This window comes from Streptomyces sp. NPDC086766 (assembly GCF_044746005.1).
Taxonomy (GTDB): domain Bacteria; phylum Actinomycetota; class Actinomycetes; order Streptomycetales; family Streptomycetaceae; genus Streptomyces.
In genome coordinates, this window is the sequence record NZ_JBIVBI010000002.1 from 311,438 (window position 1) to 338,238 (window position 26,801).

The 26,801-nt window shown below is 73.3% G+C and carries 24 protein-coding genes; 13 read left to right on the top strand and 11 right to left on the bottom strand.

The window, feature by feature from the left end; all coding sequences use genetic code 11:
* Positions 1 to 91: 91 nt before the first annotated feature.
* The 4 genes from ACIPM1_RS04550 to ACIPM1_RS04565 all read right to left on the bottom strand — a co-directional run bounded on the left by ACIPM1_RS04550 (position 92) and on the right by ACIPM1_RS04565 (position 6,651).
* Complete coding sequence (locus ACIPM1_RS04550) at positions 92 to 2,197, bottom strand: SpoIIE family protein phosphatase (protein WP_402428818.1); 2,106 nt, start codon at positions 2,195 to 2,197, stop codon at positions 92 to 94.
* A 295-nt stretch (positions 2,198 to 2,492) separates the two neighbouring features.
* On the bottom strand, positions 2,493 to 3,185 hold the full coding sequence (locus tag ACIPM1_RS04555) for a DUF402 domain-containing protein (RefSeq protein ID WP_402428821.1): 693 nt from the start codon (positions 3,183 to 3,185) through the stop codon (positions 2,493 to 2,495).
* A 74-nt stretch (positions 3,186 to 3,259) separates the two neighbouring features.
* Positions 3,260 to 4,669, bottom strand: a complete 1,410-nt coding sequence (locus ACIPM1_RS04560) for a class II fumarate hydratase (protein ID WP_402428824.1) — start codon at positions 4,667 to 4,669, stop codon at positions 3,260 to 3,262.
* A 311-nt stretch (positions 4,670 to 4,980) separates the two neighbouring features.
* Positions 4,981 to 6,651 carry a fumarate hydratase gene (locus ACIPM1_RS04565; protein ID WP_402428827.1) on the bottom strand — a complete coding sequence of 557 codons (1,671 nt, stop codon included), beginning with the start codon at positions 6,649 to 6,651 and terminating at the stop codon, positions 4,981 to 4,983.
* Positions 6,652 to 6,817: 166 nt separating this feature from the next.
* Here ACIPM1_RS04565 and ACIPM1_RS04570 point away from each other — a divergent pair, with 166 nt between their 5' ends.
* Both ACIPM1_RS04570 and ACIPM1_RS04575 read left to right on the top strand, forming a co-directional pair.
* A complete protein-coding gene (locus ACIPM1_RS04570) occupies positions 6,818 to 7,498 on the top strand; it encodes a DUF1707 domain-containing protein (protein WP_402428830.1) in 681 nt (226 codons plus the stop codon).
* A 175-nt stretch (positions 7,499 to 7,673) separates the two neighbouring features.
* Positions 7,674 to 8,051, top strand: a complete 378-nt coding sequence (locus ACIPM1_RS04575; RefSeq protein WP_356191860.1) for a WhiB family transcriptional regulator — start codon at positions 7,674 to 7,676, stop codon at positions 8,049 to 8,051.
* Between the two features lie 418 nt (positions 8,052 to 8,469).
* Here ACIPM1_RS04575 and glpX read toward each other — a convergent pair whose 3' ends face one another.
* A complete protein-coding gene (gene glpX / locus ACIPM1_RS04580; protein ID WP_356191858.1) occupies positions 8,470 to 9,504 on the bottom strand; it encodes a class II fructose-bisphosphatase in 1,035 nt (344 codons plus the stop codon).
* A gap of 127 nt (positions 9,505 to 9,631) precedes the next feature.
* Between glpX and ACIPM1_RS04585 the strand changes: the two genes are divergently transcribed.
* A complete protein-coding gene (locus tag ACIPM1_RS04585; RefSeq protein ID WP_402428835.1) occupies positions 9,632 to 10,156 on the top strand; it encodes a DUF4245 domain-containing protein in 525 nt (174 codons plus the stop codon).
* 178 nt (positions 10,157 to 10,334) lie between these two features.
* On the opposite strand, the gene ACIPM1_RS04590 is transcribed toward ACIPM1_RS04585, so the two are convergent.
* Positions 10,335 to 10,586 (bottom strand): exodeoxyribonuclease VII small subunit, encoded by a 252-nt coding sequence (locus ACIPM1_RS04590; protein WP_402428838.1) that lies wholly within the window; start codon positions 10,584 to 10,586, stop codon positions 10,335 to 10,337.
* A 10-nt stretch (positions 10,587 to 10,596) separates the two neighbouring features.
* A complete protein-coding gene (gene xseA / locus ACIPM1_RS04595) occupies positions 10,597 to 11,844 on the bottom strand; it encodes an exodeoxyribonuclease VII large subunit (RefSeq protein ID WP_402428841.1) in 1,248 nt (415 codons plus the stop codon).
* 149 nt (positions 11,845 to 11,993) lie between these two features.
* On the opposite strand from xseA, the gene ACIPM1_RS04600 reads away from it, so the two are divergent.
* Both ACIPM1_RS04600 and ppgK read left to right on the top strand, forming a co-directional pair.
* Positions 11,994 to 13,001 (top strand): 4-hydroxy-3-methylbut-2-enyl diphosphate reductase, encoded by a 1,008-nt coding sequence (locus ACIPM1_RS04600; protein WP_402428843.1) that lies wholly within the window; start codon positions 11,994 to 11,996, stop codon positions 12,999 to 13,001.
* 70 nt (positions 13,002 to 13,071) lie between these two features.
* Positions 13,072 to 13,818 carry a polyphosphate--glucose phosphotransferase gene (gene ppgK, locus ACIPM1_RS04605; RefSeq protein ID WP_402428846.1) on the top strand — a complete coding sequence of 249 codons (747 nt, stop codon included), beginning with the start codon at positions 13,072 to 13,074 and terminating at the stop codon, positions 13,816 to 13,818.
* Between the two features lie 25 nt (positions 13,819 to 13,843).
* On the opposite strand, the gene ACIPM1_RS04610 is transcribed toward ppgK, so the two are convergent.
* A complete protein-coding gene (locus tag ACIPM1_RS04610; protein WP_402429415.1) occupies positions 13,844 to 14,176 on the bottom strand; it encodes a DUF6542 domain-containing protein in 333 nt (110 codons plus the stop codon).
* Positions 14,177 to 14,614: 438 nt separating this feature from the next.
* Between ACIPM1_RS04610 and ychF the strand changes: the two genes are divergently transcribed.
* A complete protein-coding gene (ychF, locus tag ACIPM1_RS04615; RefSeq protein ID WP_356191842.1) occupies positions 14,615 to 15,703 on the top strand; it encodes a redox-regulated ATPase YchF in 1,089 nt (362 codons plus the stop codon).
* 136 nt (positions 15,704 to 15,839) lie between these two features.
* Here ychF and ACIPM1_RS04620 read toward each other — a convergent pair whose 3' ends face one another.
* A complete protein-coding gene (locus ACIPM1_RS04620) occupies positions 15,840 to 16,829 on the bottom strand; it encodes an SMP-30/gluconolactonase/LRE family protein (protein ID WP_402428849.1) in 990 nt (329 codons plus the stop codon).
* 128 nt (positions 16,830 to 16,957) lie between these two features.
* Here ACIPM1_RS04620 and ACIPM1_RS04625 point away from each other — a divergent pair, with 128 nt between their 5' ends.
* Positions 16,958 to 17,398, top strand: coding sequence for a MarR family transcriptional regulator (locus tag ACIPM1_RS04625; RefSeq protein ID WP_356191836.1), 441 nt, complete (start codon positions 16,958 to 16,960; stop codon positions 17,396 to 17,398).
* Positions 17,399 to 17,510: 112 nt separating this feature from the next.
* Here ACIPM1_RS04625 and ACIPM1_RS04630 read toward each other — a convergent pair whose 3' ends face one another.
* A complete protein-coding gene (locus ACIPM1_RS04630; RefSeq protein WP_402428853.1) occupies positions 17,511 to 18,617 on the bottom strand; it encodes a pyridoxal-phosphate dependent enzyme in 1,107 nt (368 codons plus the stop codon).
* Positions 18,618 to 18,739: 122 nt separating this feature from the next.
* On the bottom strand, positions 18,740 to 20,026 hold the full coding sequence (locus tag ACIPM1_RS04635) for a serpin family protein (protein ID WP_402428856.1): 1,287 nt from the start codon (positions 20,024 to 20,026) through the stop codon (positions 18,740 to 18,742).
* Positions 20,027 to 20,145: 119 nt separating this feature from the next.
* Between ACIPM1_RS04635 and ACIPM1_RS04640 the strand changes: the two genes are divergently transcribed.
* From ACIPM1_RS04640 to ACIPM1_RS04665, 6 genes are all read left to right on the top strand, one after another.
* Positions 20,146 to 21,282 (top strand): DUF4190 domain-containing protein, encoded by a 1,137-nt coding sequence (locus ACIPM1_RS04640; protein WP_402428859.1) that lies wholly within the window; start codon positions 20,146 to 20,148, stop codon positions 21,280 to 21,282.
* A gap of 148 nt (positions 21,283 to 21,430) precedes the next feature.
* Positions 21,431 to 22,183, top strand: coding sequence for a GntR family transcriptional regulator (locus tag ACIPM1_RS04645; RefSeq protein WP_402428862.1), 753 nt, complete (start codon positions 21,431 to 21,433; stop codon positions 22,181 to 22,183).
* A 395-nt stretch (positions 22,184 to 22,578) separates the two neighbouring features.
* A complete protein-coding gene (locus tag ACIPM1_RS04650; RefSeq protein ID WP_356191824.1) occupies positions 22,579 to 22,776 on the top strand; it encodes an SPOR domain-containing protein in 198 nt (65 codons plus the stop codon).
* Positions 22,777 to 22,818: 42 nt separating this feature from the next.
* A complete protein-coding gene (locus tag ACIPM1_RS04655) occupies positions 22,819 to 23,289 on the top strand; it encodes a (deoxy)nucleoside triphosphate pyrophosphohydrolase (protein ID WP_402428866.1) in 471 nt (156 codons plus the stop codon).
* Between the two features lie 135 nt (positions 23,290 to 23,424).
* Positions 23,425 to 23,853, top strand: a complete 429-nt coding sequence (locus ACIPM1_RS04660; RefSeq protein ID WP_402428869.1) for an ATP-binding protein — start codon at positions 23,425 to 23,427, stop codon at positions 23,851 to 23,853.
* A 251-nt stretch (positions 23,854 to 24,104) separates the two neighbouring features.
* Positions 24,105 to 26,771 (top strand): SpoIIE family protein phosphatase, encoded by a 2,667-nt coding sequence (locus tag ACIPM1_RS04665; RefSeq protein WP_402428871.1) that lies wholly within the window; start codon positions 24,105 to 24,107, stop codon positions 26,769 to 26,771.
* Positions 26,772 to 26,801 lie beyond the last annotated feature (30 nt).

Below are 26,801 nucleotides of genomic sequence, written 5' to 3' on the forward strand. Positions count from 1 at the left end.
CCAGCAGTCAACTCCGCCGTCATGACGTCGGCAACATTTGGACCGAGTCCAGATCGAGTCCCGATCCGGGGTGGCTCCGGCCGCGTACCCCTCAGCCCCGGTTCAATTCGAACCAGACCACCTTTCCCGTGCTCAGCCGGGTGGCGCCCCAGCGCCGGGCCAGCCGGTTGACCAGGTAGAGACCGCGACCGCCCTCGTCCGTGGCGCGCGCCTGCCGCAGCCGCGGCAGCTGCGGCACGTCGTCGCCGACCTCGCAGCGCAGCACGTCGGTGCGCAGCAGCCGCAGCGTGATCGGACGCGAGGCGTAGCGCACCGCGTTGGTGACGACCTCGCTGACGAGCAGCTCGACCGAGTCGGTGAGCTCCTCCAGGCCCCAGCGGGTCAGCGCCCGCCGGGCCAGCCGGCGGGCCCGGCCGGGGGCCGCGTCCTCCGGCTCCAGGAACCAGTACGCCACGTCGCTCGGCGCGATCCCGTCGAAGCGGGCGGCGAGCAGCGCGATGTCGTCGTCCCGGTCACCCGGGCCGAGCATGTCGAGCACCTCGTCGCACAGCGCCTCCAGCGGCGGCGGGTGGTCGGGGCCGGTGAGCTGCGCGGTCGTGGCCAGCTTCTCGCGCAGCTGCTCTATGCCGGTCCACACGTCCCGCAGCCGCGACTCCACCAGCCCGTCGGTGTAGAGCAGCAGGGTCGCGCCGGCCGGCGCGTCCAGCTCCACCGCCTCGAAGTCGACCCCGCCCACGCCGATCGGCGCGCCCGGCGGCACCCGCAGCACCTCGGCCCGGCCGCCCAGGTGCAGCAGGACGGGCGGCGGATGGCCGGCGTTGGCGATCGTGATGCGGTGCGAGACCGGGTCGTAGACCGCGTACAGGCAGGTCGCCATGCGGTCGGTGCCCAGGCGCTGCGCCTGCTCGTCCAGGTGGTGCAGCACCTCCTGCGGCGGCAGGTCGAGCCCCGCGAGCGTCTGCGCGGTCGTGCGCAACTGGCCCATGATCGCCGCCGACGTCATGGAGTGCCCCATCACGTCGCCGACCACCAGCGCCACCCGGCTGCCCGGCAGCGGGATCGCGTCGTACCAGTCGCCGCCGACCCGCGCGGTCTCCGCCGCGGGCAGATAGCGGGAGGCCAGCCGCACGCCCGTCGGCCGGGGCAGGGTCTCCGGCAGCATGGTGCGCTGCAGCTCGTCGGCGATGTACGCCTCACGGCCGTACAGCACCGCCTTGTCGATCCCGAGCGCGCTGTGCGTGGCCAGCTGGGCGGCGACCAGCAGATCGTCCGGCTCGAACGGCAGGCGCTCCGGACGGCGCAGGAACAGCGCCGCGCCGATCACCCGGCGCCGGCCGCGCAGCGGCGCGAGGATGGCGCGCTGCCCGTCGGGCACGGACAGCTCCGACGCCTCGCCCAGGAGCTCGTCCAGCGCGGCGCGGGCCGGCGAGGCGTCCGTGAACACCGGCCGCACCCCCCGCAGCACCTCGCCGAGCGCGCTGCCCGGCCGCACCTCGCACAGCTCGTTGGTCACCACCGACAGCTCCGACGGCTGCTCCGGCGCGGGGACGGGCAGGAACCCGTCCGTGTCGCGCTCCGCCGGTATCCGGTCCGTACGGCGCAGCCGCAGCACCAGCGGGCCCACCGGCCGCTCGTCGCCCACCGGCAGCGGCTCGCGGAGATAGACCAGGATGGCGTCCGAGAAGGTCGGCACGGTGGCCCGGCACAGACCCATGACGATCTCGTCGAGGTCCATGCCGCGCGCGATGCGCCGCGTGGCCGCCCCGACGAACCGCAGCCGGTCCCCGTCCCGCCGCATCGGCAGCGGACCGCCGTTCGGCAGCCGCTGCCCGGTGCGCCGCTCGCCGCCCGGCCGCTCCTGCGCGGAACCGGTCCGGGCGCCGGGCTGCTCCGGTACGTGGTCGACGGCCTCCGGCGCGGGACGCGGCCGGTGGGTGTCCGGCTCGGCGGCCGAGGGCTGGGCGTGCTCCGGCCCGTTGCCCGCGGCCAGGGGCGCGCCCTGGCCGGTGACCGGGCCCGGGGGCGGCGGCCCGGCGGGGCCGCCGGAGGCCGCCGGCTCGCCGGTGCGGGCCTGTACCGGTAAGGCGGCGGCACCGGAGGCGCGCGGCGGCGTGGAGGAACGCAGGAGCGCCCCACGGCCGTCCGCGGGGTCCACGCCCGCCTGGGGGCGCTCGAAGGAGGTCGGCTGCTCCGTCACGCGTGTCGAATCCGTCCGTCCGGGGCTGCGCGCCGCGCGCGCAGATGGTCCCGCCGAAGACCCGATACCCGGAATGCGTGTCCCAGGAACGGATTTCCGGCGTGGTCAGAGGCTGCTCCTGTGCCACCGGCGGACCGCCTGCGGCCCGCACGGGTGTTGCCGTGGTACCCCTCGCTCACGTCCTGCCGCCCCTCGGTGACGTTCGGTCAGACTCGTTTCGCGCTCGCGGAGTTGTGCCTCCGCATTCTTGCGGAGGACGATCCTACGTTTTGTGCCCCGGGGCGCATCAAGGGTCTCATGAGGACACGTGCGCGGGAGTACGGTCCCAGTCCTCCGGCAGCGACGGTACCGTCCAGGACGGATCCGGGCGCCAGTGCTGCCAGCCGTCGGCGAACGGCGGGCCCCAGGCGCCGATCACCTCGACGGCGGCCCGCCCGGCCGCCCTGACCCGCTCGGCCTGCGACGCGTCCATCAGGCCGTCCCGCTGCGCCTGCGCGAACTCGTCCTCGTCCCGCCAGTGCCAACTGCGGTCCGGGTGGACGGAGATGTCCAGAAAGTGGTCCTCGGAGTCGACCCCGCCCGCCCAACGGGCCAGCGGCTCTTCCAGGTTCACGTACCAGTTCTTGAACTGCCAGCCCGGCTCCCAGAACAGCCAGACCGACCAGGGCTCGCCGGGCCGGGCCAGCTTCAGCACCCCGGTGCCGAACCAGCGGTCGCGCTGCACCGCCCGCGGCTTGGTGTACCGCGACGCGAGCGGCTCCACGTGCACGGGTGTGCCGTCGGCGAGCACGGGCTTGACGCACTCGGTGCCGGGCGCCATCCACACGGCCAGCAGCTCCGGGTCGTCACGGACGACGGTCACGGGACGCGCGATGTGGAAGCGCGTGCCGCCGTTCTCCCGGTAACGCCACAGGATCCGGCTTCCGGGGGCCCAGTAGGCCGTCGCACCGCCCGTCTTCACGTCTCTCACCGCTCCGTCGTCTGCCATGCACAGATATTAGGTGTCCCGCACAGACGACGCTGCGGCGCGCGTCACGGTTCACGTCCCGGGGGCTGCCCCGGTCACGGGCGCGTCATCCGCAGGACGTCCAGGGCCTCGTCGAGCTGCTCGACGGTCAGGTCCCCGCGGTCGACGTACCCGCTCTCCAGCACCACCTGACGGATGGTCCGCTGCTCGGCCAGCGCCCTCTTGGCGACCTTGGCCGCCTCCTCGTAGCCGATGTAGCGGTTCAGCGGTGTGACGACCGAGGGCGAGGACTCGGCGTACTCGCGCGCCCGGTCCCGGTGGGCGGTGATCCCGGCGACGGTCCGGTCGGCGAGCAGCCGGGAGGCGCGGGCGAGCAGCCGGATCGACTCCAGCACGTTCTTGGCGATGACGGGCAGCATCACGTTGAGCTCGAAGTTCCCCGAGGCGCCGGCCGTGGTGACGGTGACGTCGTTGCCGATCACCTGGGCGCAGACCATCAGCACGGCCTCGGGGACGACCGGGTTGACCTTCCCGGGCATGATCGAGGACCCGGGCTGGAGGTCGGGCAGGGAGATCTCGGAGAGTCCGGTGCGCGGTCCGGACGCCATCCACCGCAGATCGTTGGCGATCTTCGTCAGTCCCACCGCGACGGTCCGCAACTGCCCGCTGGTCTCGACGATCCCGTCCCGGGCGCCCTGCGCCTCGAAGTGGTCGCGCGCCTCGGTGAGCGGCAGCCCGGTGACACGGGCGACCTCCTCGATGACGGCGGCCGAGAAGCCGGGCGGGGTGTTGATGCCGGTGCCGACGGCGGTGCCGCCCAGGGGCAGCTCGGCGAGCCGGGGCAGAGAGGCGGTCAGCCGCTCGACGCCGTACCGCACCTGGGCGGCGTACCCGCCGAACTCCTGGCCCAGCGTCACGGGCGTCGCGTCCATCAGATGGGTGCGCCCGGCCTTCACGACGTCGGCGAACTCCTGCGCCTTGCCGTCCAGGGCGTGCGCGAGGTGCTCCAGTGCCGGGACGAGGTCCCGGGTGACCGCGGCGGTGGCGGCGACGTGGATCGACGACGGGAAGACGTCGTTCGACGACTGGGACGCGTTGACGTCGTCGTTGGGGTGCACCTCCCGCCCGAGCCGCTCGCTCGCGAGGGTGGCGATCACCTCGTTGGCGTTCATGTTTGACGAGGTCCCGGACCCGGTCTGGAACACGTCGACGGGGAAGTGGTCGTCCCAGCGGCCCTCGGCGACCTCGGCGGCCGCCTCCTGGATCGCCTCGGCGACATCCGCCTCCAGCACGCCCAGCCGGGCGTTGACCTTCGCCGCGGCGCCCTTGATCCGGGCGAGGGCCTCGATGTGCGCGCGTTCGATGCGCTGCCCGGAGATGGGGAAGTTCTCGACGGCGCGCTGCGTCTGCGCCCGCCACTTCGCGTCGGCGGGGACCCTCATCTCGCCCATGGAGTCGCGCTCGACGCGGTGGCCGCCGTCTCCGGTGCCGGGCGTGGATGTCATCGTCGTACCTCCGAGGATCGTCAGCGCCGGGTGAGGCCTGCCGTATTCCCTCTCACCGGCATCTCGTGCGCGCGGACTCCGCGGCGGGACCCGCGTGCCCCTCTTTCGGTGACTTCTCGCCTTCTTGTACTACTTCATGGTCTGATCATCGGCACATCTCCCCGGCGTGTGCCACCCCGCGCCGAGGAGAGGGGGCAACCGTTGATCGCCGTCCGCATCCGCGGACACCGGCCGAGACCGCGCCGGCCGCGGGCGCCCCGGACGTACGGCGGCCCCCGGCCCATCGGCCGGGGGCCGCCGTACGTCGCGCCCTACGCCAGGCCCGGACCGCGCACCGGGATCGAGGTGAACGTCGGCTGGGGGGCCGGGTTCTGGAAGAAGTCGTTGCCCTTGTCGTCCACCACGACGAACGCCGGGAAGTCCTCGACCTCGATCTTCCAGACCGCCTCCATGCCGAGCTCCTCGTACTCGAGGACCTCGACCTTCTTGATGCAGTCCTGGGCGAGGCGGGCCGCCGGGCCGCCGATGGAGCCCAGGTAGAAGCCGCCGTGCGCGGCGCACGCGTCGGTGACCTGCTTGCTGCGGTTGCCCTTGGCCAGCATCACCTTGGAGCCGCCCGCCGCCTGGAACTGCTCGACGTAGGAGTCCATCCGGCCGGCCGTCGTCGGGCCGAAGGAGCCGGACGCGTAGCCCTCGGGGGTCTTCGCCGGGCCCGCGTAGTACACCGGGTGGTCCTTCAGGTACTGCGGCATCTCCTCGCCCGCGTCCAGCCGCTCCTTGATCTTGGCGTGGGCGATGTCGCGGGCCACCACCAGCGGGCCGGTGAGCGACAGGCGGGTCTTGACCGGGTACTTGGTCAGCTCGGCGAGGATCGTGTCCATCGGCTGGTTGAGGTCGATCCGGACCACGTCGGAGGACTCGTCCAGGTGCTCGTCGGTGGTCTCCGGCAGGAACCGCGCCGGGTCCGTCTCCAGCTGCTCCAGGAAGACGCCCTCCGCCGTGATCTTCGCGACCGCCTGGCGGTCCGCCGAGCAGGAGACCGCGATGGCGACCGGGCAGGAGGCGCCGTGCCGCGGCAGGCGCACCACGCGCACGTCGTGGCAGAAGTACTTGCCGCCGAACTGCGCGCCGATGCCGATCCGCTGCGTCAGCTCGAAGACCTTCTCCTCCAGCTCCTTGTCCCGGAAGCCGTGGCCGAGCGGCGAGCCCTCGGCGGGCAGGTTGTCCAGGTAGTGGGCCGAGGCGTACTTCGCCGTCTTCAGCGCGTACTCGGCGCTCGTGCCGCCGACGACGATCGCCAGGTGGTACGGCGGGCAGGCGGCGGTGCCCAGCGAGCGGATCTTCTCCTCCAGGAACCTCATCATGGAGGCCTCGTTCAGGACGGCCTTCGTCTCCTGGTAGAGGAAGGACTTGTTGGCGCTGCCGCCGCCCTTGGCCATGAACAGGAACTTGTACGCGCCGCCGTCGGTGGCGTACAGCTCGATCTGCGCGGGCAGGTTGGAGCCGGTGTTCTTCTCGTCCCACATCGTCAGCGGGGCCATCTGCGAGTAGCGCAGGTTCAGCTTCGTGTAGGCGTCGTAGACGCCGCGGGAGAGGGCCTCCTCGTCGCGGCCCTCGGTCAGCACGTTCTGGCCGCGCTTGCCCATGACGATCGCCGTGCCCGTGTCCTGGCACATCGGAAGCACCCCGGCCGCCGCGATGTTCGCGTTCTTCAGCAGGTCCAGCGCGACGAACTTGTCGTTCGCGCTCGCCTCCGGGTCGTCGATGATGCGGCGCAGCTGGGCCAGGTGGGCCGGGCGCAGGTAGTGCTGGATGTCGTGGATCGCCTCTTCGGCGAGCTTGCGCAGCGCCTCCGGCTCCACCGTGAGGAACGTACGCCCGTCCGGACCCTCCACGGTGGAGACGCCCTCGGAGGTGACCAGCCGGTACGGGGTGGTGTCCTCTCCCTGGGGGAGCAGATCGGTGTACGCGAACTCAGGCATCTTCGCCCATTCCTCACTCGACAGACTGCGGCCTGCCGGCGCCGACAGGCCTCACCAGCCTAGAACCTGCCGCCGGCCCGGAACCTGTGAGGTAGGGCTCAGTCCGACACGCCCGGGCCGCGCCGACCCCTAGTCGCGATCTATCGCGTTTGGGTACGCTGCTGCCGTGGACCTTCAGAAGCAGACCGAACCGCGCGCGGCCGTCGCCGAGATGCGCGCCTCGGACGCCGACCGTGACCGCATCGCCGACGTCCTGCGCGAGGCCCTGGCCGAGGGCCGGCTGACCGCGGACGAGCACGCCGAGCGCGTCGAGGGGGTGCTGAACGCCAAGACGGTCGGCGAGCTGGAGCTCTTCGTCCGGGACCTGCCCGCCGCTCACCAGGCCCGCACGGCCCCGGCGCCGAACCGGCCGGACGCCGGCGCCGTCCCGCCGGAGGCCGACGAGAACGTGGTGGCGGTCTTCAGCCAGGCCATGCGCAAGGGCCGCTGGCGCGCGGGGCGCCGACTGCACGCCTACGCGATCTTCGGCAGTGTCGAGATCGACCTCAGCGAGGCGATCTTCGAGTACCAGCAGGTCGTCATCAAGGCGGTCTCCGTCTTCGGCAACGTCGAGGTCCACGTCCCGGAGAACGTGTCGCTGCGCGGCACCGGCGGCGGAGTCCTCGGCAACTTCGAGGTGGACACGCTGGACTCGGCCGAGCCGGACGCGCCGGTGGTCTACGTCGACGGCTGGGCGGTCCTCGGCAACGTGGAGGCGCGGCCCAGACGGGGCAGGACCGTCGCGGACATCCTCGACCGCGTGCACCACAGGGTCGACCGGCGTTTGCGCAAGCATCTGGGGCATTGACGGTTGTGAATCGGGCCGCCTCCGACCCGGCGCGGACGGCCCGCGCCGGGCGCCGCCGGCACATGCGCGGAGCCGCCGGATCCAGCGGTTGGGAACTCAGTGCATAGGCCCGCGCACAGCGGGTAGGCCTTGCTGCATCGTCTCTCGCTCGCGAAGCCGTCGTCAGGAGAAGACCGTGCCGCAACCGCCGTATTCGTCCCTGCAGGTAGCCGCCGTACCGGCCCAGCGGGGCCCGGCGCGAGACAGGGATCAGGACGCACCATGGCACACCGAGGCGGTGTGCCGGCGCGACGAGGCGGGCCTGTTCTTCGCTCCGTCCAAGGAGCCCACGGCCGCCCGGCTGTCCCGCGAGGAGGCGGCCAAGCGGGTCTGTGCCCGCTGTCCCGTGATGGTGGAGTGCCGAGAGCACGCGCTGCTGCAGCCCGAGCCCTACGGCGTCTGGGGCGGCCTCACCGCCGCCGAGCGCCGTGTCGTCCTGGCCCGGCGCCGCCGTCGCGAGGTGGAGCTGAAGAAGGCGGCCGGCGCGACGGGCCGTATAGCGGCGGCCGGTTAGGGCCTCTCTCCCGGATCAGGCCGGCTCCGGACGGCGGTGCCTTCCTCGGCACCGGACTCCGCGACCCGGCGGGATCCGGCGGATGGGTCCTGGGGCGCGCCCGCGGTGTGAGCCGCCGGGGGACGGGCTCCAAGGAACGGGCCGCACGGCGGGCGGGCCGGAGCCGGTCGCCGGGTCACGTCGTGCCGCATGGCGACATGTGGACACGGGGACCGGCGGAGGCCGGTCGCCGGGCCGTGCGGTGGTGGCCGGCCCGGGCCGCCCGACGACTCGCGGCCTGGCGGGCCGTGGCACGGCAGGCCGGCCGGGCACCCGTCGCCGGACATGCGTATGGGGCGCCCCCTCCGCACCGGGGGCACCCCATCGCCGTACGGCCGCCGGCGGACCGTCCCGCAGGGGAACGGGCCGTCCGCGCCGTCTACTTCGCGCGGTCGAAGTCGATCGCGCTGTACGCGCGCAGCTTCCGCAGCCGGTGCTCGGAGTCGATCCGGCGGACCGTGCCCGACCTGGAGCGCATGACGATCGAGTCGGTCGTCGCGGTCTCCGAGCGGTAGCGCACCCCGCGCAGCAGCTCGCCGTCCGTGATACCGGTGGCGACGAAGAAGACGTTCTCGCCGGAGACCAGGTCGTCCGTGGTCAGCACCTTGTCGAGGTCGTGCCCGGCGTCGATCGCCCGCTGCCGCTCCTCGTCGTCCTTGGGCCACAGCTTGCCCTGGATCGTGCCGCCCAGGCACTTCACGGCGCAGGCCGAGATGATGCCCTCGGGCGTGCCGCCGATGCCGAGCAGCAGGTCGACGCCCGTGCCCTCGCGCAGCGCGTAGATCGAGCCGGCGACATCGCCGTCGGAGATCAGCTTGATGCGGGCGCCGGCCTCCCGGATCTCCTGGATGATGCCCTCGTGCCGCGGCCGGTCCAGGATGACGACCGTCACGTCCTCGGGCGTGGAGCGCTTGGCCTTGGCGACGCGCTTGATGTTCACGGACACCGGCGCGTCGATGTCGACGAAGTCGGCCGCCTCCGGGCCGGTGACCAGCTTGTCCATGTAGAACACGGCGGACGGGTCGAACATCGCGCCGCGCTCGGCGGCGGCGAGGACCGCGATCGCGTTCGGCATGCCCTTGGCGGTGAGCGTGGTGCCGTCGATCGGGTCGACCGCGATGTCCACCTCGGCGCCGGTGCCGTCGCCCACGCGCTCCCCGTTGAAGAGCATCGGGGCCTCGTCCTTCTCGCCCTCGCCGATGACGACCACGCCGTTCATCGAGACGGTGGAGACGAGGGTTCGCATGGCGCGCACCGCGGCACCGTCGGCGCCGTTCTTGTCGCCGCGCCCGACCCAGCGGCCCGCGGCCATCGCCGCGGCTTCGGTCACCCGTACGAGTTCCAGGGCGAGGTTGCGGTCGGGGGCTTCGGAGGGGACGTCCAGCTCGGACGGCAGGTGATGATGCTCGGTCATCGGAGCGCACCTTTCTGATACGACGACGGCCGGATGAGGGTCTAAGGCCCGACTCTATCGCCGGGCAGACAAAATGAGCAGGGGGCCCCACGGATGAGCGGGCCGGACACCTGCGACGATAGGGGGCGTGGCAGGTTCGAACGGCAAGCAGAAGACGGTCCGGGACATGATCCTCTCCCTGGGCCTCATCGGGATCGCGGCGGCGGTTATCTACGTCTTCGTCCCGCACGACGACCACGCTCCCGAGGTCAAGAGAGTCGACTACCGCGTCGAGCTGCTCACGGCCCGCCGCGCGGCGTCCTACCCGGTGGCCGCGCCCGAGGGCCTGCCCGGCGGCTGGAAGGCGACCTCCGTCCGTTTCCAGGGCGACCAGAACGACGCCTGGCACCTGGGTTTCCAGGATCCCCACGGGGAGTACGTGGCGGTCGAGCAGTCCACTCAGAAGCGCTCGGTGTTCCTCCAGGAGGCCAGCCAGGGCGGGCACGCGTCCGGGACGAAGCAGCGTATCGGCGGCCGCACCTGGACCCGGTACACCGGCGGCCGCTACGACGCGCTCGTGCTGGAGGGCACCAAGGGCTCGACGACGGTGGTGACCGGTACGGCGTCCTTCGCCCAGCTGACCACGATGGCGCAGGCGCTGAAGACGGCGTGACCGCGCGGGCGTAGCGGGGCCGGCCCGGCGGCCCCGTGAGCCGCGCAGGCGTGGACGGCCCGCGCGGGATGCCCACCCGCGCGGCCGGCCGGGGCGCGCGGTGCGCCCGCGGGCCTGCTCCGCGTCCCCGGGGCCGCGGGCCCTACTCAGCGCCGCCGCGTCTCCGGTTCCGCGGGCCCTACTCCGCGCCGTCGCGCTCCTCGTCCTCCGCCTCCTCGGCCAGTGCCGCGTCCAGCCGGGCCCGCGCCCCCTCCAGCCACCGCCGGCACACCTTGGCCAGCTCCTCGCCCCGCTCCCACAGCGCGAGGGACTCCTCCAGGCTGGTCCCGCCCGCCTCCAGACGCCGGACGACCTCGATCAGTTCGTCCCGCGCCTGTTCGTAGCCGAGCGTCTCGCCCGCCGCGGCCGTCCCGTTCACGTTGCTGGTCATGCGCCCCACCCTATGCATCGGCTCGATCGGCGTCGGGCCGATCGACGTCGGCTCGATCGACCCGTACGGAGAACTCCCCCTCGGCGACCCGCGCGCGCAGGGTCTCGTCCGGTGCCACCTCGGCCGGGTCGCGGACCACGTGGCCGTCGGACTTCTGCAGCACGGCGTACCCGCGGGCGAGGGTCGCGGCGGGGGAGAGGGCCACCACGCGCGCGTGCGTGTGCGCCAGCTCGGAGTCGGCGCGGTCCAGCAGGTGCCGCAGGGTCCGCCGGCCGCGGTCCGCCAGCGACGCCACGTGGTCCGCCCGCTCGTCGATCATGCGGTGCGGATCCTCCATGCACGGCCGGGCCAGCGCGTGGGCCAGGCCCCGCTCCTCGCGCTCCACGTACGCCCGCACGCAGCGGCGGGCCCGGTCGCGCAGCTGCCGCACCCGCTCGGCCTCCTCGCCGACGTCCGGTACGACCTTCTTGGCGGCGTCGGTCGGCGTGGAGGCGCGCAGGTCGGCGACGTAGTCGAGCAGCGGCGTGTCCGGCTCGTGGCCGATCGCGGACACCACCGGCGTACGGCAGGCGGCGACCGCGCGGACCAGCTGTTCGTCGGAGAACGGCAGCAGGTCCTCCACGCTGCCGCCGCCGCGCGCGACGATGATCACGTCCACCTCGGGGAGCGCGTCGAGCTCCTTCACGGCCTGTACGACCTGCGGGACGGCGTGCACGCCCTGCACGGCGACGTTGCGCACCTCGAAGCGGACGGCGGGCCAGCGGTGCCGGGCGTTCTCCAGCACGTCCCGCTCCGCGGCGGACGCCCGGCCGCACACCAGCCCGACGAGCTGGGGCAGGAACGGCAGCGCCCGCTTCCGGTCCGGCGCGAACAGCCCCTCCCCGGCGAGGGTCTTCTTCAGCTGCTCCAGCCGCGCCAGCAGCTCGCCGACACCGACCGGCCTTATCTCGGCCGCCCGCAGCGACAGCTGCCCGCGCGGGGCGTACCACTCCGGTTTGGCGAGCACCACGACACGGGCGCCCTCCCCGACGACGTCGGCGACCGCGTCGAACACCTGGCGGTAACAGGTGACGCTGACCGAGATGTCGTACGACGGGTCGCGCAGGGTGAGGAACACCACCCCCGCGCCCGGCCGCCGCGAGAGCTGGGTGATCTGGCCCTCCACCCACACGGCGCCGAGCCGGTCGATCCAGCCGCCGATCAGCCGCGAGACCTCGCCGACGGGCAGGGGGGCTTCGGGGGACGTGGAGACAGCCATGACCGCGAGGGTAGCCGCCACCACCGACAGCGCCGCCGCGCCCGGCGCGCGCGCCCCGGCCCGCGCGCCCGGCGCGGGCGGTCACAGGAGGCGGGGCGACGACGGGGCGGGCGATCTTCGGCCTGCGCACCCGGCCTTACGATGGGGGCATGACTGCTTCGCCTGGCCGCCGTGTCCTGCTCGCCGCCCCCCGTGGCTACTGCGCGGGTGTGGACCGCGCCGTGATCGCCGTCGAGAAAGCCCTGGAGCAGTACGGAGCTCCGATCTACGTCCGGCACGAGATCGTCCACAACAAGTACGTCGTGCAGACCCTGGAGAAGAAGGGCGCCGTCTTCGTCGAGCGGACGGAGGAGGTGCCGCCCGGCAACATCGTGATGTTCTCGGCGCACGGCGTGGCCCCCGTCGTGCACGAGGAGGCCGAGCGCGGCCGGCTCGCCACCATCGACGCGACCTGCCCCCTGGTGACCAAGGTCCACAAGGAGGCCGTCCGCTTCGCCAAGGAGGACTACGACATCCTCCTGATCGGGCACGAGGGCCACGAGGAGGTCATCGGCACCACCGGCGAGGCCCCCGAGCACATCCAGCTCGTCGACGGCCCCGGCGACGTCGCGGACGTCGAGGTGCGCGACCCCTCCAAGGTCGTCTGGCTGTCGCAGACCACGCTCTCGGTCGACGAGACCATGGAGACGGTGGACGCGCTCAAGGACAAGTTCCCGCAGCTCATCTCCCCGCCCAGCGACGACATCTGCTACGCCACGCAGAACCGCCAGCTCGCCGTCAAGCAGATGGGCGCGCAGGCGGAGCTGGTGATCGTGGTCGGCTCCCGCAACTCCTCCAACTCCAAGCGGCTGGTCGAGGTCGCCAAGCTCGCGGGCTCCCGGCAGGCGCACCTCGTGGACTTCGCGGACGAGATCGACGAGGCCTGGCTGGACGGCGTGTCGACGGTCGGCGTGACCTCGGGCGCGTCGGTGCCGGACGTGCTGGTCGAGCAGGTGCTCGAGTGGCTCGGACAGCGCGGCTTCGGGGACGTGGAGATCGTCAAGGCGGCCGAGGAGTCCATCACCTTCTCGCTGCCCAAGGAGCTGCGCAGGGACCTGCGCGACGAGGCGGCCGCCCTGGCCGCGGAGCGCGGCGGGTCCGGTACGGCCGGGGCCTGAGCCCGCGCCGCCGGGGCCGGAGCGACCGGGCCCCGGCGTGACGTTCAGTCGTACGTCGTAACGTGGAGCCATGCAGATCTTCGGCGTGGACATCGGTGGATCCGGGATCAAGGGCGCCCCGGTGGACCTCGACAAAGGTGACCTGGCCCAGGAGCGCTTCAAGGTGCTCACCCCGCACCCGGCGACGCCCGACGCGGTGGCCGACGGCGTCAAGGAGGTCGTCGACCACTTCGGCTGGACGGGACCGGTCGGACTGACGTTCCCCGGTGTGGTCACCGGGGGCGCCATGATCCGCACGGCGGCCAACGTCGACAGGAGCTGGGTGGACACCGACGCGCGCGCCCTGTTCGGTGAGCGGCTCGGCGGCCTGCCGGTGACGGTGGTCAACGACGCGGACGCGGCGGGCGTGGCCGAGATGAGCTTCGGCGCGGGCCGGGGCCGCCGGGGCACGGTCGTCCTGCTGACCTTCGGCACCGGGATCGGCAGCGCGGTGTTCGCCGACGGGGTCCTCGTCCCCAACACCGAGCTGGGCCATCTGGAGCTGGGCGGGCACGAGGCGGAGAAGCGGGCCTCCAGCAAGGCCAAGGAGGACCACGACCTGACGTGGGAGCACTGGGCGCGCCGGGTGACGAAGTACCTGGCCCACGTCGAGATGCTGTTCTCCCCCGAGCTGTTCATCATCGGCGGCGGTGTCAGCCGCAAGTCGCAGAAGTTCCTCCACCTGCTCGAGGGCGTCAGAGCGGAGGTCGTCCCCGCGCAGCTGCAGAACGACGCGGGGATCGTGGGCGCGGCGATGCGGGCGGTCAAGGAGAGCTGAGCGGAGCCGGAGCCGGAGCCGCGGGCTAGAGCGGGACGTGGGCGCGGCGGCGGGCACGGATGAGGGCGACTCTGCGGGACAGGGCGATCACTCCGGCGATCAGTGTGCCCCCGTAGAGCCAGCCCGCCTGGGTGGCGAGCGCGGTGACCAGCCCCATGATCCTGGCGGCCGGGCCGTCGCCGTCGGCCACCGGCAGGAGGCCCGCCGCGAAGCCGATCGGCACCACGACGGGCGAGGTCAGCAGGTCCCCCCTGCGCACCCACGCCGCCGTCAGCACGCACACCGGCAGGAACAGCACGCCGTACGCCGTCAGCGAGCCGCCGAGGACCAGCCGGACCAGCCAGCCCAGGGCCACCATGACCGTCACGCAGAAGAGCCCCCCGCCGAGCCCCGTCAGCCGCGGCTCGGGCAGGCGCCGCTGGGGCCCCGCTTCGGGGGGCCGCGCTCCGGGGCGCGGCGACGCCCGCGGTCCGGGCCGGGCGGGACGGCCGCCGGCCGCCTGTTCCCTGTGCCCCTGGGCCCCCTGGGCGGGCAGCGGGGGCCTCCCACGTCGCGGTCCGTGCTGCTGAGGTCGCATCCTGTGGTGCTCCATTGGACCAACCTAGGTCTGCTTATGTGTCGATTAGCCCATCAGACACGCCGGGGGGGCCAGGCTTGGCCATGCGTTCGATCCGTCGCCGGGGCGGGTCCCGGTACGCCGTAGACTGGTGGATCGGCCCGCGCACCACCCAGAAGGACCCGGACGCGCAGCCCTCACCCCCTTCAGTCCTCATCCTCACGTACGGGAAGTCGCAACGTGTCGCTCACGATCGGAATCGTCGGTCTGCCGAACGTCGGCAAGTCGACCCTGTTCAACGCCCTGACCAAGAACGACGTGCTCGCGGCCAACTACCCGTTCGCCACGATCGAGCCGAACGTCGGAGTCGTGGGCGTTCCGGACGGCCGGCTCGCCAAGCTCGCCTCGATCTTCAAGTCGGAGCGGATCCTGCCGGCCACCGTCGACTTCGTCGACATCGCCGGCATCGTGCGCGGCGCCAGCGAGGGCGAGGGCCTGGGCAACAAGTTCCTCGCCCACATCCGCGAGTCCGACGCCATCTGCCAGGTCATCCGCGCCTTCAAGGACGAGAACGTCGTGCACGTCGACGGCGAGGTCTCGCCCACGAACGACATCGAGACGATCAACACCGAGCTGATCCTCGCCGACCTGCAGACCATCGAGAAGGTCCTGCCGCGCCTCCAGAAGGAGTCGCGGATCAAGAAGGACGTGGCGCCGAAGGTGAAGGCCGTCGAGGAGGCCAAGGAGATCCTGGAGAAGGGCGACACGCTCTTCGCGCACGGCGTCGTCCAGGGCAGCGAGCGCGCCGAGCTCCTCCACGACCTGCACCTGCTGACCACCAAGCCCTTCCTCTACGTCTTCAACGTCGACGAGGACGAACTGGTCGACGAGGACTTCAAGAACGCGCAGCGCGCCCTGGTCGCCCCCGCCGAGGCGATCTTCCTCAACGCCAAGCTGGAGGCGGACCTCGCCGAGCTGGACGAGGAGGAGGCGCTGGAACTGCTCCAGTCCGTCGGCCAGGACGAGCCGGGCCTCGCCACCCTCGCCCGCGTCGGCTTCGACACCCTCGGCCTGCAGACCTACCTGACGGCCGGCCCCAAGGAGTCCCGCGCCTGGACCATCAAGAAGGGCGCCACCGCCCCCGAGGCCGCCGGTGTCATCCACACCGACTTCCAGAAGGGCTTCATCAAGGCGGAGGTCATCTCCTTCGACGACCTCGTCGCGACCGGCTCGGTCGCCGAGGCCCGCGCCAAGGGCAAGGCGCGGATGGAGGGCAAGGACTACGTGATGCAGGACGGGGACGTGGTGGAGTTCCGCTTCAACGTGTGACCGCTCCGCTGAGGGGCCGGACTCTGGTGAGCCCGGCCCCTTCGCGCGTTCCCGCGCGCCCCGGGCGCGGGGCTCAGTCGCCCCGCGGCGGGACGATCGTGGTGCACCTTCTGCTTCCTCTCGCCCCGTGTACCCGTCAGATGCCGGTCAGCCAGGCCACGGTGAACGGCGCCTCGGGGGTGCCCGGCCCCATCGGGCCGCCCTTGTCGAACTGGGAGCGGACGACCAGCAGGCGGCCGTTCCGGCGGGCCAGCGTGGTCGGGATCTGCAGCGCGGGGTCGGTGACCTGCCGCTCCAGCCGGGCAGTGGTGGCATCCGGGCCGAGCCGCCAGCGGCTGACGGTGTCGACGGCGTTGTGGGCGGCCCACAGCGTGCCGTGTGCCAGCTCCAGTCCGTCACCGTGCTTCAGGTCGCCCCCGTGCAGGGCGACCCGGCGCACGACGCCGCTCGTCAGGCCGATCCGGTACAGGCCGCCGCCGGTCATGTCGACGACGAGCAGGTAACGGCCCGCCGGGTCGGCGACGATGCCGTTGAGGGTGAACGCCTCCGGCGCCCGCGGGTCTCTCACCGTGCCCAGGTCGAACCGTGCCGTCAGCGGCGCGATGCCGCCGCGGTCGCGGGCGCGGGCCAGGTCGGCGGGCGTGACCGCGTAGACCACCGCGCGGGTGCTGTCGGTGAGGTAGGCGGTGCCGTCGGAGGCGATGGCCAGGTCGTTGACGAAGCGCGGCGCGTCGCCCGGCACCTGGAAGCGAGCGAGCAGGGTGCGGTCGCGCAGGTCGTAGACGTCGACACCGAGGGTGGAGTCGATCACCCAGAGCCGGCGGGCCCCGTCGACCTTCAGGCCGTTGGCGGTGTGACGGCCGTCCGTGCCCGCCGGGAGGAAGACCTCGGCCGTTCCTCGGCCGGGCGCGGCCCGGAGGACGGCGCCGGTGGCGAACGAACCGACGTAGGCGTCGCCGGTGCGCGGGTCGGGGGCGATCCCCTCGGGGTACACGCGATCGCCGGGGAGTGCGAAGGCGGTGGTGACGCGGGACGCGGTGGCCGCCCGCGCGGCGGGGACGGCCACCGCGACCGCCAGGGCGGCCGCGCCGGTCAGGAAGGTACGGCGGTGGATCGAACGGGACACGACGAGTGCCTCTCGGTTCGGCTGCTCACTGATTTATGTGTGCGAACCTAAGTTAGGGCTCTAATGCTCGTCAATGGGTTAACGGCCGGGGGAGGGCTCATCGAAGGGGGAGTCGATACCATGCGGGGATGACGTCCATGCCCGCGTCCGAGCGCCTCGGCTCGCACATCAAGCGGGCCGAGCAGGCCCTCAACGCCACGAAGACCGCGGTCCTGAGGCCGGCGGGCCTGACCGTCGCGCAGTACGCGGCGCTGCTCCACCTCTCGGACAACCCGGGCATCTCCGCCGCGGCCCTCGCGCGGCTGTGCGGGGTCACCCCGCCGACCATGAACACGGTCCTGAAGAACCTCCAGGACCGCGCCCTGATCGAACGCACCCCGCACGAGTGGCACCGGAACGTCCTCGAGACCCGCCTCACGGACGAGGGCCGCGCCGTGATGGCCGACGCCGACGCGCGCGCGGTGCGGGTGGAACGCGCGCTCGCCGCCGAGTTCACGGACGAGGAGCGCGAGGCGCTGACCGGTCTGCTGGGACGCTGCGTGGTCCTGCTGGAGAAGGAGCGTCCCTGAGGCGGGGCGGCTCTGAGGCAGGGCGCCCCTGTGGCGGGGCGGCTCTGAGGCAGGGCGCCGCAAAGGCGAAGGCCCCCGGGCCGGGCGGGGGCGATCGCCGCGGAAGGCCCCGCTACGCCCGCGCCAGGCCCGACTTCAGGCCCGCCCCGCACAGCGGTACCACCGCCGACTTGGCGCCGAGGGCTCCCTCGCGCACCGCCGCCCAGCAGACCACGCCCGTCGACTCCACGTAGAGGCCGCGGGAGGCGAGGTCGAGCTGGGCGTGGCGGATCTGGTCCTCGGTGACGGTCAGGAAGGTGCCGCCCGAGTCCCGTACCGCGCGCAGGATCTGGCGGGCCCGGGGCGGCCGGGGGATGGCGATGCCCTCGGCGTACGTCGGCGCCACCACCGTCGTCCCCGGCAGTTCCTCCGCGCCGTCCGCCCAGGCCTTCGCCAGCGGGGCGACCGCCGCCGACTGCACCGCCCACAGCGCCGGGCGGCGGTCCAGCAGGCCGGCCCCGTACAGCTCGGCGATCGCCAGGGCCGCGCCCAGCAGCAGCGTGCCGTTGCCCACCGGCAGTACGAGGACCTCGGGCAGGCGCCCGCCGAGGTCCTCCCACAGCTCGTGGACGTAGGTCTTGGTGCCGTGCAGGAAGTACGGGTTGTAGACGTGCGAGGCGTAGAAGGTGTCCGGCTCGTCCGCCGCGGCCCGCGCGGCCGCGCCCGCCGCCTCGCGGTCGCCGTCGACCACCTCCAGCCGCGCCCCGTGGGCCTCGATCTGCTCCAGCTTCTTCGCGGAGGTGCCCAGCGGGACGTACACCGTGCACGGCAGCCGCCCCCGGGCGCAGTACGCGGCGATCGCGGTGCCCGCGTTGCCGCTGCTGTCCGCCACCACCCGGCGCGGCCCGGCGCGCAGCGCCAGTTCGGCCAGCAGCACCGCGCCGCGGTCCTTGAACGACAGCGTCGGCATCAGGTAGTCCAGCTTGGCCGAGACGCCGTCGGTGAGCGGCACGAGCGGGGTGCGGCCCTCGCCGAGGGACAGCGTGGGCGAGGCCAGCGGCAGGGTCTCCGCGTACCGCCACAGCGAGTTCACCCGTCCGGTCAGGGACTTCAGCGGGGCCGGGGTGGGGACGAAGTCGAGTTCGAGGGGGCCGTGGCAGGAGGGACAGCACCAGGCGAGGGAGTCGCTGGGGATGCGGACGCCGTCGGTCGGGCAGTAACGGTCCGGCAAAGGTGTCATGAGCGCAGGTTAGAGCGGCACCACCGGTTCACCGGTCATTACGGGCCGGGGGCCGCCCCGGGACGCCGCCGGTCGTGTGCGTGCGCGCGCGGGGCGGGGGACGGCCGTCACGTCGGGGACCGTCACATCGGGCCGAAGGGCGACCTGTCCGGGTACGTCGCCGGGTCCGTGACCCAGCCGGCGACCAGGACGAGCCCCGTCCCGCGGTCCACGGCGAGGAAGCCGAAGGGCCGGTCGAAGACGACCCGCACGACGGTGGTGGTGTGCCGGAACTGGGGGACGCCCCCGGCGGCGGCAGCGACGGCCGTCACCGCGGCGGCCCGGAACCCGAGCGCGCCGAACCGGGCCACGACCGACTGCCCGGCCGAGCCGACGGCCAGCGGGAAGGCGCTCACGCCGGGGAAGTGGCCGCTCCCGGTGTCCTTGGCCGTGCTCAGGCCGAACAGCCGGTCCAGGTCCAGCAGATCGTGGTCCGCCCGCACCTCGAACCCGACCGTCCTGACGTCCAGCGCGGGCGGCTGCGGGACGGTGCAGGGCTCCTCCTCGACGCGCAGCCCGGGACCGGGGTTCCCGTGCGGGAGCCCGGTGCCGGGGACGAGGCGATGCGCGCCGCCCAGCAGTCCGACGCCCGCCTCCAGCACCTGACCACGCGTCATGCGCTCCTCGCCGAGCAGCAGATGGACGTCGATGCCGTTGTCGCCGGTCACCGTGAGGCGGGTGACGGCCCCGGTGGGCGTGTCCGCCACGCCCGCCCGGTCCACCCGGGGGCTCCTGCGGTACAGACCGGCCAGGGTGCGGTCGCGCCAGGGCCCGGCGCCGGGCCGCAGCGGGACCTCGGAGAAGGGATGCCGCCAGTCGGTGCGCAGGGCCAGCGCGCTCGCCAGGACCAGCTGGGTGTCCGGTGTCAGCGTGACCGGCATCCGGTCGACCAGCCCGCCGCTCAGCCGCCGCGCCCACGCGTCCAGGGCGTCCTGGTCGGCGTCCGGGGCGCCGGTGAGCACGCCGTGCGCCTGCGCCGGCAGCCCCGCGCGCCATTCCGGCCGCAGTTCCAGGGTGCGCCTCGTCCACAGCCCGAGGGCGGCGTCCAGTCCGCTCACACCGTCCGCCAGGGAGAGCAACTCCCGTGCCCGGGCTGCCGCTTGGTCCGCCGGTGTGCCGAGGGCCCGCGCGAGTTCGGTCCGGGCCGTGCCCGCCGCGCCGTCCGCGAGGAACGCCAGCAGCGGCCAGACGCCGAGCGCCGAGAAGGCCGTGCCCTCCGTCGCGCTGTGCGCCCAGCGGGCCGTCAGCTCCCCCACGGCGCGCACCGCGCCGTCCGCAGCCCGCCCCGCATCGTCAACGGCGCGCGCCCCGCCACCCGCCGTCTGGATCGTGCCGTCCGTCCCCCGGACCGTGCCGTCGGCCGTTCCCATCCCGCCCCCGTTGTCGGCTGCTTCGGATCACCGCAGGTGAAGGCTATCGGCGGCGCCGCTCCCGGGCACTACGATGCGCGCAGTTCGTACGCCGGTTCCCCGACCGAAAAGCGGTGCCCGTGACCCAGCCTCCGCCCCCCGGGCCCGCACAGCACCCGCAGGGCCCGCCCGAACCGCCCTATCGCCCCTGGGGGCAGGGCTACAGCCCGCAGCTGCGGCCCTGGCCGGTCAGCGGGTTCGCCGTCGCCGCGCTCGTGTGCGGCATCCTCTGCTTCGTGCCCGGCGTGGGCCTCGTCCTCGGGCTCGTCGCGCTGCACCGGATCCGGCGGCGGCGCGAGCGGGGGAGGGGCATGGCGGTCACCGGGGCCGTGCTGTCCTGCGTCGGCCTCGCCCTGTGGGGCCTCGTGATCGCGACGGGCGGCGAAGGCCCCGACTTCGGGGTCCGGGACGGAGCGGCCGGGGGCGCGGGGGTGTCCCTGGTCGAGGGGGAGTGCTTCGACGTGCCCGGCGACTCGCTGAACGGCGTGATGACCGGCGCCGTCGAGCGGGTGCCCTGCGGGAAGCGGCACGACGGCGAGGTCTTCGGCGTCCTGCGGATGACCGGCAAGTACTACCCGGGCCCCCTCCAATTGCGGATGACCGCCGAGGCCGAGTGCCCGGCTCTGCTGGACCGCTACGCCCTGGACCGCTGGGCCGTTCCGGCCGGCGTGCAGCCTTACCACCTCACCCCGACCCCGCGGGGCTGGGACCTCGGCGACCGCGGGATCGCCTGCGTCTTCGGCCACGCGGGCGTGGGCCTGACCGGCTCGCTGCGCAGCGACGCCACCACCCTCGACGCGGACCAGCTGGCGTTCCTGAAAGCCGCTCACGTCCTCGACCTGGCCCTCGACGCGCAGCCCGCGCGGGGCCCCGGCCGGGACCTGCCCGGTGCCCGGCGCTGGGCGGTGCGGGTGGCGGCCGCGCTCGGCCGGGAGGCCGGGCGGTTGCGCGCGCACCGGTGGCCCGCGGCCGCCGGGAAGCCGGTGGCCGGCCTGCGCGCCGATCTCGAACGCGCCGAGGGCGCCTGGGCGTCGGCCGCCGCGTCCCCCGACGCCGACACCTTCGCGGTGCGCCGCGCCCGCGCCTCGGCCCTGATCGACCCCTTCCGGTCCGTCACCGCGCGCAAGGCTCTGGGCCTCGCCGCCGTCCCGCCGACGCCCCGTGACGGCGCCGCCGAGGCCGGCGGTGGCGGAACTGACCCCGTCAGTGAGGTGTGAGGGCGGCTATAGCGGGGGAGAAAGTGCCTGCGTAAAGCCCTCGGGGCGTGCAAGTAATCACATCGAGTGATTCTCTGGCCTTTACTTGCCTCGCACAACCCTCGGTTGCCAGGCTGTTGCTGTCTGTACAACCTGATGGGAGCGGCCAGTGACTTTCGGTGAGCAGCCGGCGTACCTGCGCGTCGCGGGTGATCTCCGCAAGAAGATCGTCGACGGCCAGCTGCCGCCGCACACGCGGCTGCCCTCCCAGGCCAGAATCCGCGAGGAGTACGGCGTCTCGGACACGGTCGCCCTGGAGGCGCGCAAGGTGCTGATGGCGGAGGGCCTGGTCGAGGGCCGCTCCGGCTCGGGGACCTATGTGCGCGAGCGGCCCGTGCCGCGCCGGGTCGCCCGCTCCGGCTTCCGCCCGGCCGGCGGCGCCACGCCGTTCCGGCAGGAGCAGACGGACGTCGAGGCGCGTGGCACCTGGGAGTCGCGCAGCGAGCAGACGGACGCGAGCGGCGCCATCGCCGAGCGGCTCGGCATCAAGCCCGGCGACCGCGTGATGCGCACCAAGTACGTGTTCCGGGACGCCGGGGAGGCGATGATGCTCTCCACCTCGTGGGAGCCGCTCGCCGTCACCGGCCGGACGCCGGTGATGCTCCCCGAGGAGGGCCCGCTGGGCGGCATGGGCGTGGTCGAGCGGATGCGCGCCATCGACGTCATCGTGGACAACGTCACCGAGGAGGTCGGCGCCCGCCCGGGCCTCGCCGAGGAGCTGCTCGCCCTGGGGGGCGTTCCCGGTCATGTCGTCCTCGTCGTGCAGCGCACGTTCTACGCCTCCGGCCGTCCCGTCGAGACGGCGGACGTGGTCGTGCCCGCCGACCGCTACCGCGTGGCGTACCACCTGCCGGTGAAGTGACCCCGCCCGAGCCGGCCCCCACCCCGTCCGGAGCGGCCGGGGGGAGAAGTGACCGGTGACGTGATCGGGGCGTAGCGCTGCCCGTGGGGTGGTGCACGCCCCTGGGGCCGTCGTCCGGGCCGCCGTCGCGTCCGGCGCTCGCGCGGGGGTGCCGGGCTCCGGCCGTTCTCGCAGGTCGTCCCGAAGTGGCCGGCCCTCCCCGACCGGACGCGGCGAGCTCCGCCGACGGCGCGTTCGACTCCGTGCGCCCCTTGCTACTGGCTGGTTGCATACCTCTTTGTGAAAAGCCGGATTCGCTGCGTGAAGGTAAGGCGTAGGCTCGGGCATATGCGGATTGCGGTTTCCTTAGCGGGCGGGGCGCGGCGGCAGCCGGACACGGGAAGCGGAGGGGCGCGATGAACGACAGCACGGTCACTCTTCCCTGGCTCGTCATACGGCAGGACGACAACGGCAATCGCTACCGCGTGGGCCGGTACGCCACCCGCGCGGAGGCCCAGAGGATCGCGGACAGCCTCGACGACCGGGGCCACAAACAGCTGTACTGGGTCGAACGCGTCGGGCAGGCCGGTGGCTCCGGCAGCGCCGCCGGCTGACCCCTTCGCCCGTTCCCGCCGCGCTCCCGTAGGCTCCGGCGCATGACCCGACGGATCGTGGTGGTGGGTGCCGCCCTGCTGGACGACGGCCGCCTGCTCGCCGCGCGCCGCAGCGCGCCCCCGGAACTGGCGGGCCGCTGGGAGCTGCCCGGCGGCAAGGTCGAGCCGGGAGAGAAGCCCGAGGCCGCCCTCGTCCGCGAGCTGCGCGAGGAACTCGGCGTCGACGCCGAGTCCGTGGAGCGCGTCCCCGGCAGCTGGCCGCTGCGCGCGCCCTACGAGCTCCAGGTGTGGACGGCGCGCCTGTGCCCCGGCTCGGCCGCCCCCGAACCCCTCCAGGACCACGACGCGCTGCGCTGGCTCGCCCCGGCCGAGATCTGGGACGTGGCCTGGCTGGACCAGGACGTTCCTGCGGTCCAAGCGGCCCTGATCCACCTCGCGGACGACTTCGCGGACCCGTGCGCGGATCCCCGCACGAATCCACGCACGGACGCCCGAGACGCCCCGGACGCCTGAACGCGAGAGATCGCGCCCGGGTGCCGTGCCGAGCCGTATGCCCGTACGCCGTCCGCCCCACTGCGCGCCGTCACGGGAGGTACTCGGCCCCGTATATCGGGTATGTGCCCATTAACCCCATGAAACCGGACATGGGTGGGCTCACTGGCCTGGGAAGTGATCGGCGTGATCGACACCGAAGGCGAGCGCGCCGAGTGGACCTTCTCCGCCGACCCCGGCGTGGTGCGCACCGCCCGCGCCGCCGTCCGCCGCCAGTTGCGCACCTGGGACCTCGACAGCGTCGGTGACACCGCGGCCCTGCTGGTCAGCGAACTGGTCACCAACTCCCTGCGGCACGCCACCGGTCCCATCGGTGTTCGGCTGGTGCGGCCCGCCGGACTGTCGAAGGTGCTGCTGGTCGAGGTCTCCGACACCCTGCCGGTCCCGCCCCGCGAACGCCCCGCCCGGCCCGACGACGAGAGCGGCCGCGGGCTGCAGTTGGTGGCTTCCTCCTCCCGCCGCTGGGGTACCCGTCCCGACGGGGCCGGCAAGACGGTCTGGTTCGAGTTGGCGCTACCGGGGTGAACAGGGCTGTCTGAGCCCGCATTCGCCGTCGAACGACCGGACGCGGCCGGGGGCGGTTGTCCGCGCGCATGGTTCGACGGGGTGTTGCCTGGTTAGAAGACTGATGGTGTTGTCGCAGGCCGGACCGAAAAGCATCGGGATGGTCCTGTGATCGTGAACACCGTGTTGCGCGGCGCCGTAGTGCTGGATACTGCGGGCAGCCGCCCCCGGTGACCGGTGCCGGACGCGGTGAGCTGGAGGGGACGGTTCGCGTGAGCGAGATACCAGCGAAGGCCACGGAGTCCGAGGACCCGTCGGACGGCGCGAGGGCGACGGCCGCGGGCGGTTCCGCGGCCGGCGAGGCGGCGCGCGCGGACGCGATGTGGCAGAGCAGTCCGCCCGGCTCCATGTACGACTACATCAAGGTGGCCTCGTTCTCGATCGGTCCGGACGGACTCATCGACCAGTGGAGCCTGCGCGCCGAACACCTCTTCGGCATCCCCGCGTCCCGCGCGGTCGGCATGGACCCCATCGAGGCCTTCGTCGACCCCGATCTGCGCGACCGGGGTCAGCGCAAGATGGCCGAGATCCTCGACGGGCGGGAGTGGACCGGCGTGGTCCCCTTCCGCGTGCCGGCCGACGGCGACAGTGGGTACGAAGAGGGTGAAAAGGGCGAAGGCGGCGAAACGTACGGCGGGTCCGGCGGGCGCGGAGAGGAGGCCCTCGCCGAGGTCTACGTCATGCCGACGCGGACGGCCGAGGGTGAGAAGGCCGCCGTCTGCATCGTCGTCGACGTCCGCATCCTGCGCCGCATCGAGACCGATCTCGCCGCCTCTCAGGCGATATTCGGTCAATCTCCATTCGGGTTCCTGCTGATCGACGCCGAGTTGCGGGTCCGGCGCGCCAACCAGCGCTTCGCGTCCACCTTCGGCGGCACCGTGGACGACCACCGGGGCAAGGGCGTCCACGACTACCTGCCGCGGGGCGAGGCCGAGCGTGTCGCCGCCACCCTGCGGCGGGTCCTGGAGACCGGCGAGTCCATCACGGACATGCACGTCACGGGCTTCGTGCCGGACTCGGAGGAGCGCCGTCACTGGTCCATCAACCTCTACCGGGTGCACAGCGGCAGCGGCCGCCCCATCGGTATCGCCTGGCTGGGAACCGACATCACCGCCCGCCGCGCCGCCGCCCGCGAGGCCGCCGCCGCGCGGCGCAATCTCGCCCTTCTCAACGACGCCGGAGCCCGCATCGGCAACTCCCTCGACCTGGAGACCACCGCGCGCGAACTCCTCGACGTCGTCGTGCCCGGCTTCTGCGACCTCGCCACCGTCGACCTCTACCAGGGGCTGCTGGCCGGCGACGAGACGCCGCCCGGGCTCGCCGACGGCAGCGCCGAACTGCGCCGGGTCGCCTACTCCAGCGCCGTCTCCGACGCCCCCTTCGCCGGGGCCGGCGCCCCCGTCGCGGTGGGGGCCGTCCACCACTACCCCTTCAACTCGCCCTGCGCGGACGCCCTGCGCACCGCCCGTCCGCAGAACGTCCCGGGTGAGGACGGCGGCCTGGTGCAGTCCACGCTGGCCGTCCCGATGGTCGCCCACGACACGGTCGTGGGACTGGTGCAGTTCGCCCGCACCAAGGGCAGCGAGCCGTTCGGCGAACGGGACCGCGACCTCGCCGTCGAACTCGCCGCGCGCGCCGCCGTCTGCATCGACAACGCGCGCCTGTACCGGCGCGAGCATGAGCGCGCCCTGATACTGCAACGGTCCCTGCTCCCGCCCGGCGACCCGGAGGCCTCCGGCCTCGACATCGCCTGCCGCTACCTGCCCGGCAACGCGGCCACCGGCCGGCCCAGCGAGGTCGGCGGCGACTGGTTCGACGTCATCGAACTGCCCGGCCACCGCACCGCGCTGGTCGTCGGCGACGTGATGGGCCGCGGTCTGCGGGCCGCCGTCGCGATGGGCGAACTCCGCACCGCGGTGCGGACGCTGGCGCTGCTCGACCTCGAACCGGCGGAGGTCCTGTCCCAGCTGGACGAGATCGCCCGCGGCCTCGGCGCCCCGGGCGGCGTGCAGCAGGCGACCCGGGCCGCCCGCCGCCCCCGCGAGGCCGACCTGTCCGAGGTCTACCTGGCGACCTGCGTCTACGCCGTCTACGACTCGGTGACCAGGAGGTGCACCTTCGCCAACGCGGGCCACCTGCCGCCCGTCCTGGTCGAACCCGGCGAGGCCGCGCTGATGCTGGACGTGCCGCCGGGGATGCCGCTCGGCGTCGGCGGGGAGCCGTTCGAGGAGGTGGAGGTGGAACTGCCCGAAGGGGCCCTGCTCGCCCTCTACACCGACGGCCTGGTCGAGTCCCGCGACCACCCGCTGGACGAGGGGCTGCAGGCGTTCGTCGGCGCCCTCACCGACCCCACGCGTCCCCTCGAGGACGTCTGCGACCAGGTCCTCAACACCCTCGACACCCATCACGGCGAGGACGACATCGCGCTGCTGATGGCCCGCGTCCAGGGCCTGCCCGCCGAGTCCGTCGGCGACTGGACCCTGCCCCGCGAGCCGCGCAGCGTCGGCCGCGCCCGCGAGTACGCCCGCTCCCAGCTGCTCGCCTGGGACCTGGAGCCGCTGGTCGACACCACCGAACTCCTCGTCAGCGAGCTGGTCACCAACGCCCTGCGCTACGGCGAGGGCGAGATCAGACTCCGGCTGCTGCTCGACCGCACGCTGGTGTGCGAGGTGTGGGACTCCGGGCTCGTCCAGCCGCGCCGCCGCCGCGCCCGCGACACCGACGAGGGCGGCCGCGGACTCCAGCTCGTCGGCCTGCTGAGCGCCGCCTGGGGCTCCCGCCGGACCCCGCGCGGCAAGACGGTCTGGTTCGAACTCCCGCTGCCCGACGGGGAGAACGGGCTGGCCGACCCCGCGGAGGCGCTGCTCAGCCTGTTCTGACGGCAGCCCGTCCCCCGGCGCAACCGCGGC